Source organism: Streptomyces sp. NPDC060205, from assembly GCF_042728395.1.
In the GTDB taxonomy this organism is placed as follows: Bacteria; Actinomycetota; Actinomycetes; order Streptomycetales; family Streptomycetaceae; genus Streptomyces.
The window spans coordinates 1-12,822 of record NZ_JBHWZP010000273.1 but is presented as its reverse complement, the minus strand read 5'-3'; the positions used below and the strand labels follow the sequence as shown (position 1 = coordinate 12,822).

Sequence of the window (12,822 nt, the reverse complement as noted above, 5' to 3'; positions counted from 1 at the left end):
CTGCTAGGCGGCCGGAGTGACGACTACAGCCGTCCCGTAGGCACAGCCCCTGCGGTGGACTGCGCACGGGGAACGCGCTGGCCCTTAGGGCATACGTACTCGGATTTGTCGGAGATGTAGTCGGCCCGTGTCGCACCGTGGGGAGACCCGGTGCCGACCCTGTCGCGCCGGCTGCGGGCGTCCGCCCTTGTTCCGCCACTTGTGTGACGGTGCGTTCGGGGCCGGCCCTACGACCGCCCGCTGAACGGACCGGGATCAGCAGACTGTGCACGATAGTGCCTGGCACGACCGGCCTTGGTGCTGCCGTCCTGCGGGGACAACTCCTTGTCGGGCCACTTGATGTCGACCTGCATCGCTGATCCGCGGCTCGACGTCCGGACCCACGCCGGCGCCTTCTCCACACCAGTTCCCTCCCGCGCTGTCCCTCTCCCCCGCGCCCCCCTGGCCCGATCAAGGGAGCGGCGTGCCCCCGGTGGCGTTCATGATCTCCGCGGTGATGAAGCTCGCGTGCTCTGAGGCCAGGAACACATACGCGGGCGCCATCTCGGCCGGCTGGGCGGGGCGGCCCATCGGGGCCTGTTTGCCGAACTCCTTCGTATCCGGCAGCGTCGCCGGGATCAGCGGCGTCCACACCGGTCCCGGAGCCACGGCGTTGACCCGGATACCGTCCTCGACCAGCATCTGCGCCAGACCTTGGGTGAAGGTCACGATGGCGCCCTTGGTCATCGCATAGTCGAGGAGGTGCGGACTCGGCTTGTACGCCTGCACCGAGGTGGTGTTGATGATGGATCCGCCCGAAGGGATGTGCGGCACGGCCATCTTGCACAGCCAGAACATGCCGTACAGGTTCGTACGCACCACCCGGTCGAACTGCTCCGAGGTGATGTCCCCGATGCCCTCGGGCTGAGACATCTGATAGGCCGCGTTGTTGACCAGCACATCGATGCGCCCGAACTCCGCGACAGCCCGATCGACGAGGCGCCGGCACTGTTCCTCTTCGCGGATGTCGCACGGCACGGCCAGACCACGACGACCCGCCTCCTCAACGAGGCGTGCGGTCTCCTTGGCGTCCTTGGCCTCCTCGGGCAGATAGGTGAACATCACGTCCGCGCCCTCGCGCGCGTAGGCCAGAACGACGGCCCGCCCGATGCCGGAGTCCCCACCGGTCACGAGCGCCGCCCGATCCCGCAGCAGCCCGCTCCCTCGGTAGGACTCCTCACCGTGGTCAGGGGGCGGGTCCATCGGACCGGTCCAGCCCGGCGGCTCCTGATTCTGCTGAGCGAACTCCGGCTGCGGGTGCTTGCTCGTCGGGTTCTGCGGGGTCTCGCCCATCAGCGCTGTTCCTTCCTCGGGTCCACGGTCTCCAGCTTGCGCCGGTCCTGCCGGAGGCGCGAACGCCCACCGCTCGCTGTGATCGAGCTGCGTGGGCGCATGCCTCCGCAGCATCGGGTGTCCCATGCTCCGCCGCCTCACACATGCGGGACGGGGTACGGAGGTCCAGCTCTCGGAGGGTTGCTCTCACCTTGCTCTCACCCCGCCCGTGCGCTCTGTACAACGCGTCACGCGACAGCCTGTCCGCGCCGCCGAGATCCGCAGGCATGATCTGCACCGGTGCAGGCAAACGACCCGGAGGCCGTGCCTACCTGCCGAACTCGTCTCTCGGGTGCGGTTCGCCCTGATACAGGTCGGCTTCCAGGTGCTGGACGAGACGGATGTCGACGTACGGGGGCTGCGGGTAACTGAAGTGTCTGAGAGCGCTGTGGTGAGCTGGATGACCTCGGGCCAGTTCACTTCTCTGGTACGCGACCAGGCCGACTGCGCTCCGGGCGACGCCGGCGTACGGGTCCTGGTGAAGGCCGCCGTGTCAGGACTGCTCGCCGGACGTGGCCACCATGTCGCGGACACGCACGGCGACGGGGATGTGGTGGTGCTCGCCGACGCGGCTCGCAGGGTGGGCACTTTCTGAACGGCGCTGGTGGTGCATACCACCGGCTGCTACTGAGTGCGGCCGCGGACGTCTCCCCCGGGATCATCACACAGAGCGATGCGGACGATGACGCGTTTGCCAGCCGGCTCCTGCCTGACCTCGAAGCCCTGGGCGACCGCCATGACGATCTCCAGGCCGTGCTGCCCGACCCGGCCCGTATCAGCGGCGTGGGCGACCGGCAGGGCCGGATCGCTGTCCGACACCGCCACCTCCACCACCTGCCTGATGACACACAGCTCCAACGACACCGGACCGGGCGCGTGCTTGTAAGCGTTGGTGACCAGCTCGCTGACCACCAGCTGGGTGAGATCCCTCGCCCGCGCGGACACCACCACACCGTGTTCCTTCTCGGCACGGGCGAGGAAGCCGACCGCATGATGCCGTGCCTCGGCGATGACACTCCCGTCACCGTCCAGGACGACGGAATCCCGGACCAGAGGTCTCTGCGACACCAGCCCGCCCTCACCACCAGGAGACGATCCCGCCTCGTCCATCGTGTCGTTCCCCCCATTCACGCCGTAGCGCGTACCCCGTGACCGCCCCCGCATGTCCCCCGTACATCACGCCCGCACGGTGCCCCGGGTATGACGGCTAAAATACCGAACTGCTGTTCGCCGTAACGCCGGGGCAGGCTTTCAGCGCTGATCGAACCAAGCCCCCTTCATATCAGCGAGCGCAGCCGAGGAAACGGAACACGTTGACAGGCATCCAGGAACCAGCCCGACCCGGCCAGCTGTCGGTCGACCACGTCACTCTCGGCGGGGTTCAAGTGGTCGCCCTGCACGGCGAGATCGACCACACCGTCAAGGACCAGTTGATCGACGCCCTGCTCTCGTGCGGCGGTGCCGTGCCCATGAAGATCGTGGTCGACCTCAGCGAGGTGACCTTCATGGACTCCAGCGGCATCAACACCCTCATCACCACCCAGAAGAAGGCAAACACCGCTCAGGGATGGCTGCGTATCGCCGGCGCCCAAGAAGCCGTCCAGCGTGTCCTGCAGATCGTCGGCGTCGACCAGATCATCGACTGCCATCCCACCCTCGAACACGCACTCCGCCACTGACACCCACCGGCGGTCTGGTCCAGCGCAGCTCAGTTGACTTCCGCCGCCCGGTAAGCCGCTCCTACAGCTGAGCACCGGAACACGCCGCTCGCGGTACGCAGCTCATGCTTCTCCCCGCCCGCCGCGCTACCAGCAGGACGTAGGCGCCGAACTGGCAGGAAGTCAGAGCTACGGCCGCCTCAGCATCGGCCGTCCACGCCGCCTACGCCCGACTCATCGGACCGCCGCACGGGATCACCAGCAGCGGGGGCGCAGACGGTCAGGAGCGAGCCACGGCCAGCCACCCTGAAAGCGACAGTCCGGCGTTGACGCGTGTTATCGCCGGGGCGTCAGGACGAAGCCGCTGCGTGGCGGTGGGGGTGCGCCGGATCGGGATGCCGAGGTCTTACGACTTTCCCACGCCGGCGTTGAGCGCCGCGGCGACCAGCGGCCGTCCCTGGGCCGTGACGGCGGCGTACAGCCGGTCCACGCCGCCCGGTACCGCGAGGTCGATGTACGCGGGTCGGCTGGTGGCCCCTGCCCGGACTCAGCCGCTCAGACCGTCCTCGGCGGCAGCGGGCGTACGGCCGGTCCCTGAAGCACCTCGCCGTCCACGCCGAAGCGCGAACCGTGGCAAGGGCACTCCCACGCAGTCTCCGCCTCGTTGAACGCGACCAGACAGCCGAGATGCGTACAGCGCGCCGACACCGCGTGGGCCGTGCCAGCCTCGTCGCGGTAGACGGCACAGCGCCGCCCCTCGACCCGTACGACCACGCCCGAGCCGGGGGCGATCTCTGCCACGGAGTCGACGTGGGTGGTCCGCAGCCGGTCGCCCACAAAGTGCCTGGCCACGTCCGCCTGCTGCTTCAGCAGAGTCGTGCCCTCCCGGACGGTGCTCCACAGCCGGCGCGGGTCGTACAGCCCCGCCCACTCGGGTTCCGCGCCGGTGAGCGTCGACGCCAGCAGCTGTCCGGCCATGGCGCCCCCGCTCATGCCCCAGCCGCCGAAGCCGGCCGCCACGTACACATGCCGCGCGCCCGGATGGTACGGGCCGACCAGCGGCACACCGTCGCTCACGTCGTTGTCCTGGGCCGCCCACCGGTACGCCGTGTCGCCGACCGGGAAGTGCTCGTGCATCCACGCGTCGAGCCGCAGGAAGCGCTCATTGGTTTCGCCCGCGCCCGGGGTGAAGCTCTCCCCGGTGACGATGAGCAGCCGTCGTTCTCCGTCGAGCGGAGCGGTGCGTACGGAGCGTTTGCCCAGGTCGTCCGTGATGTACATGTGCTCCGGTGCCGCCGAGGCGGGGACGGGGGCCGCGACGACCAGTTCGCGGCGCGGTGACAGGCGCGCGAAGTGCAGGGCACGGTCGAAGACCGGGTAGTGCGTGGCGACGACGACGTCGTTCGCCGTGACCGTCGTGCCCCGCTCGGTGGTGAGCCGGCACGGGGTGCCCTCGCTGAGGCCGGTCACCCGGGTCCGTTCGTGGATGCCACCGCCTCGCGCGGCGATGTCGTCGGCCAGGGCCAGCAGGTACGTGCGCGGATGGAACCGAGCCTGCTGTCCGACGCGTACCGCCGCGGCGACCGGGAACGGCAGGTCCGTCTCCGTCACGAGGTCGGCGGCCAGTCCCGCTTCGGCGGCGGCCTCCGCCTCGGCCTCGAACGTCGCTCGCTGTCGCGGGTCGACGGTGAAGGTCAGGGCCGACGAGCGCTCGAAGTCGCAGTCGACGCCGAGCTCCGCCGCCACGGACGCGACCCGCTCCACCGCGGCCTGCTGGGAGTGGGCGTACTGGCGTGCGCCCTCCTTCCCGCGGGTGCGGCGCAGGCGGTCGTACACGAGCGAGTGCGCCGCGGTGAGCTTCGCCGTCGTGTAACCACTCACCCCGGCGGCCACGCGGTCCGCGTCCAGCACGAGGACGGCGCGTCCGGCACGGGTCAGCTCCCAGGCGACGGACAGACCGGCCATGCCCGCCCCGATCACGACGACGTCCGCCGTCACGTCGGCCTCCAGCGCCGGCCACCGGGTGCCCGGCGCCGTGGCCATCCAGTACGACTCCGCGGTGCCCGGCAGTTCAGATCGCTTGGTCATGGGGCACGAGTTCCCCCACGGATCAAAACGAGACGTGGAGGGCACCTCTCCCCTGAACGGCCCTGTCTCCGTCACCGAGATCCCAGATCGCCGCAGGTGGCAGCCCGACACGAGGCGCCGAAACCACCGCTGCCGCACACGCATCCGTAGCCTGGCGACGCATTTCCCACCCACAGGCGATCACCGGCCGTTGCCCACACCCGGTTCTGTCTCGCCTGACCGCTCACCGCCGACCTTGGAGGAACCGGCCAAGCCCGAACGCCGCATCCAGGCCCGGGTCTGGGTCCAGGCTCAGGTCCGCCGAGGGGTCCGGAACATCCGAGCCCACCTGCCGTGCCCCGCCCGTGTTCCCCCACCTCATGGCGCCGGTCCCGGACGGCCGCCCGGGAGCAAGACCTGCCGTCCCGCGGCCCGCGAGGACGCGGATCCAGCTCACCAGACGATGACACCGCCGCCCTCGGCTTTGGCTCGCACGGCAGCGGCCACGATGTTGTTGAAGCATCGGGTGATGTACTCCTTGCCGTAGCCGCTGACGTCAGCAAGGTGATCGAAGTGCGGGCGTATCGCTTCGCACTCGGCCAAAAAGTCGTCGATCTCACCCGGCTCGACCTGGAGGTTGCCGCCGTCGAGCTGGGGAAAGAAGCGAGCCCCCAGAGCCCGAACCGCTTCAGAACCCCACAGCCTGCTTCGCGTCCTCTCGAATCCGGCCATGGTCTTGGTGTAGTCGTCATCGGGATCGTCCATAAGGTCCCATTCGCCGTTGGCTTTGTATACGTAGGTATCCACGTTGAGGCTCACGCGCTGATTCTCCGGAGCAAGACCGTGCCGCGTCGACTGCGTTTCGGGAGGCACTCCCCCACGGCGTGTCCGCTGTGCACCGCAAGCGGCAGCGACGCCAGCGGACCGCTTGGCTCGGACGCACCACACCAAGCCGGCAGAAGTCCGTTGCCGTGCCATCGCCGATCGCCGAAGCCACATGCTTCAGACGGTGACCACTGAAGACGACTCCACCGATGTCACCGTCGCCATGCCTGTCACCGTGTGCGATCTGTCGCTCCAGGATCTACCGGTGTGCACCTGATCCGGCTCGGCCACCCACCCGCGCCACGTAGAGCGAGAGCTGGCGCGAGCTGCGTCAGGCGAGGTGGACTGCCTCGCGGTATGCACTCCTGCAGATCTACCGGTGGCGATCGGCGGCATCGACTACCAGGTCTCCGAGGAAGCCGGAACCTTGTGGCAGCTCGCCGTGCTGCCGACGCTGAGATCCTGTGGCCTTGGAACGCGGCTCGTCCGCGCTGCGGCACAGCGGATCCGGCACCGCGGGCTGCGCAGGGCCGAACTCGCGGTGGAGGAGGGCAACTTCCGAACGCGCTTCCTGTACGAGCGTGGGCTGTGTTGCATACGGCCGCGAACCGTCGCCGGCGCCAGACGATCGACCGCAGCCTCACCAGGTGGCTGCGGTCAGCACGGCCCATGCGTCGCCCGAAGATCGCCCATCGGCCCACCGGGCCGGCCATCATCCACGGCATGATCGGGCTGCCGATCTGCTTCTCCACAGCGGTGATGCGCTGACCGTTTGAGCTCGTCATCGCTTGCTGACAGGGGCGGTTTCGTCTCGCCGCTGTCAGGCTTGCACGGTGGGACGAACGACTATCTCGCTGACATCGACGCCGTCGGGTTGTTCGATCGCGTAGCCGATGGCGGAGGCAATCGCAGTGGGCGGCATGGCGATCTCGTCCCGCTGCCGGGTCATCGCGGCCGCGGCTTCAGGGCTGGCCCCCTTGCCGACGCCTTCCGTATTGGTGAAGCCGGGTGAGACGAGTGTGACGCGCAGGTCGGGTCCCGACTCCTGGCGTAGGCCCTCGGTAAGCACCTTCACCGCCGTTTTGGTGGCCGCGTAGACCGCCTGGGGGGTTTTGACGACGTAAGCCGCAGTGGAGCCGACGTTCACGAACTGGCCGAAGCGCTGCCGACGGAAGATGGGCAGAGCCGCACCGATGCCGTTGAGCAGGCCGGTGATGTGGGTGGAGACCATGGCGTCCCAGTCGTCCTGGCGCAGGTCGTCGAACGGTGAGACGGCCATCGTGCCTGCGTTGGAGACGAGGACGTCGAGTCGCCCGTACTGGTCGAGGGCTGTGTCCGTCAGACGCTGGAGGTCTTCGCGGCGCGTGACGTCGACGATGACGCCGGTGGCGGTGCCGCCCTTCCCGGTGATGCCGTCCACGACGGCACTCAGTCGGTCCTCCCGCCGGGCTCCGAGCACGAGCTGGGCGCCCTTCTCGGCGAGGTAAGCCGCAGTTGCCTCACCGATGCCGCTGCTGGCACCTGTGATCGCAATGACTTTGCCCTGGATGCCTGACATGATCGGCTTCCTTTCTTGGGGTATGCACAGGTCAGCGCAGTGACCTACAGTGAAACGGAGGCGCCCCCAGTTAGCTCACCTTAAGTGGGGGCGTATCCGGTTAGCAAGTCCGAAGGGCTTCGAAGAGGGGATGGCGAGCACTGATGTCCGAGGGAACACTTCGGCCGCTGCGAGCTGACGCACGGCGGAACAGGGAGAAGATCCTCACGGCCGCTGTACGCGTCTTCTCGACGGACGGGCTGGAGGCGCACCTGGAACGCATCGCCAAAGAGGCAGGCGTGGGCAGTGCGACTCTGTACCGCAACTTCCCCACCCGGGAGGCCCTGGTAGAGGCGGTCTACCGCAATGAGGTGGCCCACCTGTGCGATGCCGCTCCCGCTCTGCTCACCCAGAAGCCGCCGGTAGAGGCCCTGCGCGAGTGGACGCGCCTGTTCCTGGACTACGTCACCGCCAAGTACGGCATGATCGACGCCCTGCGCGCCATGGCCGCGGCGGGAAGCAATCCTTATGGTCACAGCCGGGAATTGATCCAGGCCGCCATCACCTCACTCATGGACGCTTGCACAGCCGCCGGGGCGATCCGCACTGATGTCCAGCCCACCGACATCGGCGCTGCCCTGGAAGGCATCGCCCTCACCTCGGCGGGTGCTGAACACCGACAGCGAGCGGAGCGCCTGCTCGACCTCACCCTGGACGGTCTACTGCCGCGGTCGCCGTGATGTCGCTGGAGTGCGGCCAGGAGCCACCCCGGTGTACGTGGACCGGGGCCCCGGACTCGCGTCCGCCGCCGCGAAGGAGGTCGGCGGCGACGCCGCCACTACCGGTGACATCCGCCCTGCCATCAGCGCATACGACCTGCTGCGGACCATGGCCAGCATCGTCGTCCCGGAGGACACCGCCTATACGAAGCGGATGATCGCCCTGCTCGTCGACGGCCTGCGCTACCAGCCCGGCACCTGACCGCGCTACTGCGCCCGGATGTCACGCCGGGGCTGCGGCTGCCTCGCCCCGCGAGGCTCGCCGGCCGGGCACTGTCGCCGCCCGGATGGCCAGGTCTGGATCGGCGGCTGTTCATGTGCCCTCCTGTGTGATGGACGGGCCTACGAACTCGTGCCACCCACCACGCACGCCGCTCGACAGACAGCATGAGGAAGCACGGAACGGCCGACCGAATCAACTGATCGTTCACTGCAAACTTCCCTACCTCAGCGTCCAGTTGCACTTAACCGACGGCTGCGCAACGCGGTGACTTGTTTTTGCCACCACGCCACGGCGTTCTGATCGCGGCGCCTCGAACCGCGCCACCGCCGGCATACGCGTACCGAGGACCGCATCCACGCCGGGCGAACCACTGGCATCCGTTCGGCCCGCCTTCTCACCGCGCCGCGCCGCACGGCGCGAAAGCCGGTCGAACTGCCGTGCGCCGGTTTGCGGCCGGGTGATCAGGCGCGGGCCGTCCTGGCTGTCCGGCTACCGCCGACTCAGCACCTGTCGCGCGGGCCACCCTGGCGACCACCTGGTCTTTTTCGGACTCCCATGGCCCGGCGCCGCCACGAGCAGCTCCCCCGGACGCCTGTGCAGGACACAGTCTCAGCCAGGGGAAATGACCGCAGGGCGGGATTTTTGAAACGTTCCATTGACACGAAGTTCAGTGTGTCTTAATTTCGTTCCCATCTCGACGAGGAGTAGATGACGTGAGCGCAGAGAGCAACCCGACAGCATCGCCCGCTCGGCAGCGTCTGAGCGCGGAATACCTCCGCGCGCTGCCGAAGGCGGAGGTGCACTGTCATCTCGAAGGATGCGTGCCTCCGGAGACGGCTCGCCGTCTGGCCGAGGGCCACGGCGTCACCCTTCCTGCCGGAGCGCGCGACGGGGGTGACCGGTACCTCTTCCGCAACTTCGACGAGGGCCTCGAAATCTATGTCGCGGTATCGAAGTCGATGCAGACGCAGGACGACTTCAGGGCGGTCACCTACGACAGCCTTCTCACCGGCGCCGAAGGAGGACTCCGGTACCGCGAGATCGCCTTCAACCCGCAGAACCACCCCGAACTGACCTACGCCGAGATGATGGACGGGATTCTCGCCGGCGTGCGTCAGGCCCGCGCAAAGGTGGGCGTCGAATCGCGGATCGTCGTCGCGATCAATCGCGAACTGGGTGGCGAGGCGGCGCTCGAACTTGTCCGCGAGGTGCTCGCACACCCCCACGACGAGGTGGTGGCGATCGGCCTCGACTCGAACGAACTGGCAGGACGGCCGTCCGAGTTCGTGGCCGCGTACGACCTGGCCCGCGAGGCGGGCCTCAAACTGACGGCGCACGCGGGAGAGCACGGCGACTCCACCGAGATGGTGGAGTGCCTGGACCTTCTGCGGGTGGATCGCATCGACCACGGATACGCCGCACTGCTCGACCCCGAGCTGCTGTCGCGCACCGTCGCTTCGCAGATCCCCTACTCGGCGTGCTGGTTCATCGACTATCCCGAGCTGGAGGTGGAGGGCCGACGCCGCGATGTCGCGGCGATGGCCGCAGCTGGTCTGAACATGTGTCTCAACTCCGACGATCCGGCGCTCATCGGGCCGGAGCTCCATGAGGACTTCATCGACGCGGCCGTCCATCTGGAATGGACCGTCGAGGACGCCGAGAAGTATGCGCTGGCCGGTCTCGACGCCTGCTTCGCGGACGACGCCACCGTCGCCCGCCTCCGCGCCGAGTTCAGTGCCGAACTTGAGCGACTCCGCCCAGTCGCCTACAGATCAGACGACGAGTAAGGACAAGACCATGACCGATCAACGGAATGCTCCCGGCGGCACGATGTCTCGCCGCGGGCTGCTGGGGCTCGGACTTTCCACCACGGTGGGCTTCGCGCTCGCCGGTTGTGGAACATCCACGGACACCGGGTCGGGCACCAGGGCGGGCGGCGGTCTAGGTCAGCTCGACTACGCCTTCTCCTGGCTGTACGACGTGACACAGGCCGGTCCGTACATCGCGGACACGAGGGGCTACTACACGAAGGTCGGCTTCCCGTCGGTCAAGTTCATTCCGGGCGGCCCGTCAGCCGTCTCCGTGCTGACCCAACTGGCAAATGGAACCGCCCAGTTCGGTGTCTCGTCACCGACGGAAATCGTCGCGGCGAACCAGAACGGCGCATCGTTCCGGGTCATAGGTGCGCTCTACCAGAAGACGCCGTCCTGCATCGTGTCGCTGCAGAGCAACCCCATCACGACGCCGGCCGGCCTGAAGGGGAAGACGATCGCCGTCTCCAACGCGGACAAGCCCGCGGTAGAGGCGTTCCTCGCCGTCAACGGCCTCAAGACCTCGGACATGAAGATCGTGCCCTTCCAGTACGACCCCGCCCCCCTGGTCGCCGGTCAGGTGGACGGGATCATGGACTACTCGACGAACTCTCCCATCAGTCTCAAGCAGTCCGGGCACGATCCGGCCGTGATGATGTTCGCCGACTTCAACTACGCCACCATCACCCAGACCTATGTCGCCTCCACGGATCAGATTTCCAAGAACCGGAAGATGCTGAAGGCGGCTCTTCGTGCCGACATCATGGGCTGGAGAGCCAACATCGCGGACCCCGAAGAGGGCGCGCGCCTGGCCGTGAACAAGTACGGCAAGTCGCTGAAGTACTCGCTGGAGAACCAGCTGGCCTGCAACAAGGCCGAGATCGTCCTGATCAGGACCGCCGACACCGAGAAGAACGGCGTCCTGACGGTCACCGAGGCCCTCCAGAAGGAGACGGTGGCAACGCTCGGACTGACAGGCGTCGACACGACCACGGACAAGCTGTTCGACATGTCCCTGCTGGCCGAGGTCTACGAGGAACACCCGGAATTGAGGAAGCTGACGTGACGGAACGCGAGAGCATCGACGACCAGGTCGAAGCGACAGCAACGGCAGCCGAGGCCGACAGCTTCGCGCGCGACGTCGGAGCGGCGGTACGTCATCGGCGTCAAGAGCTGGGAATGCCGAGCAAGAAGCTCGCCGCCCAACTGGGGGTGTCGGCGTCCTTCATCACCCAGCTTGAGCAGGGACAGTCCTCCATCAGCCTCCCTCGCCTTTACCGCCTGGCCGAGTTGCTGGGGACCACACCCAACGGTCTGCTACCCGTCAGCTCCACATCCATCCTGATCACCAGGGCCGGCTCCGGTCAGGAGATGCGAGCGGCGAACCGCAAAGATGCCCAGCGGCCGCGGCTCCTGACCCGAGGTGGCTCGGGGCTGTCACTGAAGGCGCACCGCTATCTCATCGAACAGGCGGACCCGCCGCAGGACTGGTTCGAACACGAGGGTGAGGACTTCGTGTACGTGATCCGCGGGCATCTGCGTGTCGAATTCCTGCGAGGCCGCCCGGTCGATCTCGGCCCCGGCGACGCGCTGAACCACGACGGTGACGTCCCCCATCGATGGGGACTCGGCAGCGACGAGCCCGCCGAAGTCCTCATCGTCAACAACTTCCAACACTGAGAGTGAGGGAGCCCGAATGCCTGCGCAGGTAGATCAATCGCACGCGAAGACGCCCGCTGGAATCGAGCTTCACGACGTCACGAAGACCTTCATGGCGAAGCGGCGGCGCGTCGACGCTCTCGGCGGTGTGAGTCTCACAGTGGACCGAAACCAGTTCGTCAGCCTGATCGGTCGATCGGGGTGCGGGAAGTCGACCGTGCTGCGCCTTCTCGCCGATCTGGACCGTCCGACCGACGGCAGCGTATCGATCCATGGCCAGAGCCCTTCGATCGCCCGTAAGAGCGGGCGCCTGGGAGTCGCGTTCCAGGACTCCGCGCTGCTGCCGTGGCGCACTGTCACGGACAACATCCGGCTGCCGCTCGAAGTGGCGGGCCGGCGCCCCGACCAGGCAACCATCCAGGATGTTGTCGAGTTGGTGGGGCTGCGGGGTTTCGAGGGAGCGCGACCGAACCAGCTGTCCGGTGGGATGCGGCAAAGGGTCTCGATCGCGAGAGCTCTCGCCTTCGAACCGGACGTCCTCCTGCTCGACGAACCGTTCGGCGCACTCGACGACATGACCCGGCAGCGGATGAACCTCGAACTCCAGCGGATCTGGACGAAGAGGCCCGCCACCACACTCCTCGTCACCCATGGGATCTCCGAAGCGATCTTCCTCTCGGACGTGGTCGTCGTGATGACGCCGCGACCCGGCCGCATCCTGCGCACGGTCACGATCGACCTGCCGCGGCCCCGTGTGCCGGAGATGACGCGGAGCCCGGAGTTCGGCCGACTCGTCGACGAGCTGAGTGAGCTGCTCTTCGAGGAAGAGACGGCCGCTCGGCTCGACGCGGCCGAACCGCCTGCCGAGCGGAGCGCCTGAGATGACCTCGAC

The 12,822-nt window shown here is 67.6% G+C and carries 13 protein-coding genes and 2 pseudogenes; 10 read left to right on the top strand and 5 right to left on the bottom strand.

Annotated elements, in window-relative coordinates:
- Positions 1-450: 450 nt before the first annotated feature.
- Positions 451-1,332 (bottom strand): SDR family oxidoreductase, encoded by an 882-nt coding sequence (locus ACFWGJ_RS33735; RefSeq protein WP_387332245.1) that lies wholly within the window; start codon positions 1,330-1,332, stop codon positions 451-453.
- A gap of 331 nt (positions 1,333-1,663) precedes the next feature.
- Between ACFWGJ_RS33735 and ACFWGJ_RS33730 the strand changes: the two genes are divergently transcribed.
- Positions 1,664-1,966 carry a hypothetical protein gene (locus ACFWGJ_RS33730; RefSeq protein WP_387332243.1) on the top strand — a complete coding sequence of 101 codons (303 nt, stop codon included), beginning with the start codon at positions 1,664-1,666 and terminating at the stop codon, positions 1,964-1,966.
- A gap of 29 nt (positions 1,967-1,995) precedes the next feature.
- On the opposite strand, the gene ACFWGJ_RS33725 is transcribed toward ACFWGJ_RS33730, so the two are convergent.
- Positions 1,996-2,481 (bottom strand): ATP-binding protein, encoded by a 486-nt coding sequence (locus tag ACFWGJ_RS33725; protein ID WP_387332242.1) that lies wholly within the window; start codon positions 2,479-2,481, stop codon positions 1,996-1,998.
- Between the two features lie 203 nt (positions 2,482-2,684).
- On the opposite strand from ACFWGJ_RS33725, the gene ACFWGJ_RS33720 reads away from it, so the two are divergent.
- Positions 2,685-3,050 carry an STAS domain-containing protein gene (locus ACFWGJ_RS33720; RefSeq protein ID WP_387332240.1) on the top strand — a complete coding sequence of 122 codons (366 nt, stop codon included), beginning with the start codon at positions 2,685-2,687 and terminating at the stop codon, positions 3,048-3,050.
- A gap of 534 nt (positions 3,051-3,584) precedes the next feature.
- Here the strand turns inward: ACFWGJ_RS33720 and ACFWGJ_RS33715 are convergent.
- Positions 3,585-5,117: an FAD-dependent oxidoreductase gene (locus ACFWGJ_RS33715; RefSeq protein WP_387332238.1), complete on the bottom strand. Its 1,533-nt coding sequence runs from the start codon at positions 5,115-5,117 to the stop codon at positions 3,585-3,587.
- Positions 5,118-5,355: 238 nt separating this feature from the next.
- Between ACFWGJ_RS33715 and ACFWGJ_RS33710 the strand changes: the two are divergent.
- Positions 5,356-5,538 (top strand): annotated as a pseudogene (locus ACFWGJ_RS33710) (transposase); the annotation flags it as partial.
- A gap of 11 nt (positions 5,539-5,549) precedes the next feature.
- Here the strand turns inward: ACFWGJ_RS33710 and ACFWGJ_RS33705 are convergent.
- Positions 5,550-5,915 carry a hypothetical protein gene (locus ACFWGJ_RS33705; RefSeq protein WP_387332236.1) on the bottom strand — a complete coding sequence of 122 codons (366 nt, stop codon included), beginning with the start codon at positions 5,913-5,915 and terminating at the stop codon, positions 5,550-5,552.
- Between the two features lie 178 nt (positions 5,916-6,093).
- Between ACFWGJ_RS33705 and ACFWGJ_RS33700 the strand changes: the two are divergent.
- A pseudogene (locus ACFWGJ_RS33700) lies at positions 6,094-6,556 on the top strand (GNAT family N-acetyltransferase); the annotation flags it as partial.
- A 185-nt stretch (positions 6,557-6,741) separates the two neighbouring features.
- Here the strand turns inward: ACFWGJ_RS33700 and ACFWGJ_RS33695 are convergent.
- Complete coding sequence (locus ACFWGJ_RS33695; RefSeq protein WP_387332234.1) at positions 6,742-7,479, bottom strand: SDR family oxidoreductase; 738 nt, start codon at positions 7,477-7,479, stop codon at positions 6,742-6,744.
- Positions 7,480-7,622: 143 nt separating this feature from the next.
- Between ACFWGJ_RS33695 and ACFWGJ_RS33690 the strand changes: the two genes are divergently transcribed.
- The 6 genes from ACFWGJ_RS33690 to ACFWGJ_RS33665 all read left to right on the top strand — a co-directional run bounded on the left by ACFWGJ_RS33690 (position 7,623) and on the right by ACFWGJ_RS33665 (position 12,810).
- A complete protein-coding gene (locus ACFWGJ_RS33690; RefSeq protein ID WP_387332232.1) occupies positions 7,623-8,198 on the top strand; it encodes a TetR/AcrR family transcriptional regulator in 576 nt (191 codons plus the stop codon).
- A 31-nt stretch (positions 8,199-8,229) separates the two neighbouring features.
- On the top strand, positions 8,230-8,439 hold the full coding sequence (locus ACFWGJ_RS33685) for a hypothetical protein (protein ID WP_387332230.1): 210 nt from the start codon (positions 8,230-8,232) through the stop codon (positions 8,437-8,439).
- 734 nt (positions 8,440-9,173) lie between these two features.
- Complete coding sequence (add, locus tag ACFWGJ_RS33680; protein ID WP_387332228.1) at positions 9,174-10,247, top strand: adenosine deaminase; 1,074 nt, start codon at positions 9,174-9,176, stop codon at positions 10,245-10,247.
- A 10-nt stretch (positions 10,248-10,257) separates the two neighbouring features.
- On the top strand, positions 10,258-11,337 hold the full coding sequence (locus ACFWGJ_RS33675) for an ABC transporter substrate-binding protein (RefSeq protein WP_387332226.1): 1,080 nt from the start codon (positions 10,258-10,260) through the stop codon (positions 11,335-11,337).
- A complete protein-coding gene (locus tag ACFWGJ_RS33670; protein WP_387332224.1) occupies positions 11,334-11,951 on the top strand; it encodes a helix-turn-helix domain-containing protein in 618 nt (205 codons plus the stop codon). Before ACFWGJ_RS33675 ends, ACFWGJ_RS33670 begins: the two co-directional genes overlap by 4 nt.
- A gap of 16 nt (positions 11,952-11,967) precedes the next feature.
- Positions 11,968-12,810 (top strand): ABC transporter ATP-binding protein, encoded by an 843-nt coding sequence (locus ACFWGJ_RS33665; RefSeq protein WP_387332222.1) that lies wholly within the window; start codon positions 11,968-11,970, stop codon positions 12,808-12,810.
- Positions 12,811-12,822: the final 12 nt, after the last annotated feature.

What these genes read in the sequence shown, in the direction of transcription:
- ACFWGJ_RS33735 (WP_387332245.1), bottom strand. Translation starts at nt 1,332, where the DNA reads ATGGGCGAGACCCCGCAGAACCCGACGAGCAAGCACCCGCAGCCGGAG.
- ACFWGJ_RS33725 (WP_387332242.1), bottom strand. Translation starts at nt 2,481, where the DNA reads ATGGACGAGGCGGGATCGTCTCCTGGTGGTGAGGGCGGGCTGGTGTCG.
- ACFWGJ_RS33715 (WP_387332238.1), bottom strand. Translation starts at nt 5,117, where the DNA reads ATGACCAAGCGATCTGAACTGCCGGGCACCGCGGAGTCGTACTGGATG.
- ACFWGJ_RS33695 (WP_387332234.1), bottom strand. Translation starts at nt 7,479, where the DNA reads ATGTCAGGCATCCAGGGCAAAGTCATTGCGATCACAGGTGCCAGCAGC.
- ACFWGJ_RS33690 (WP_387332232.1), top strand. Translation starts at nt 7,623, where the DNA reads ATGTCCGAGGGAACACTTCGGCCGCTGCGAGCTGACGCACGGCGGAAC.
- ACFWGJ_RS33675 (WP_387332226.1), top strand. Translation starts at nt 10,258, where the DNA reads ATGACCGATCAACGGAATGCTCCCGGCGGCACGATGTCTCGCCGCGGG.
- ACFWGJ_RS33665 (WP_387332222.1), top strand. Translation starts at nt 11,968, where the DNA reads ATGCCTGCGCAGGTAGATCAATCGCACGCGAAGACGCCCGCTGGAATC.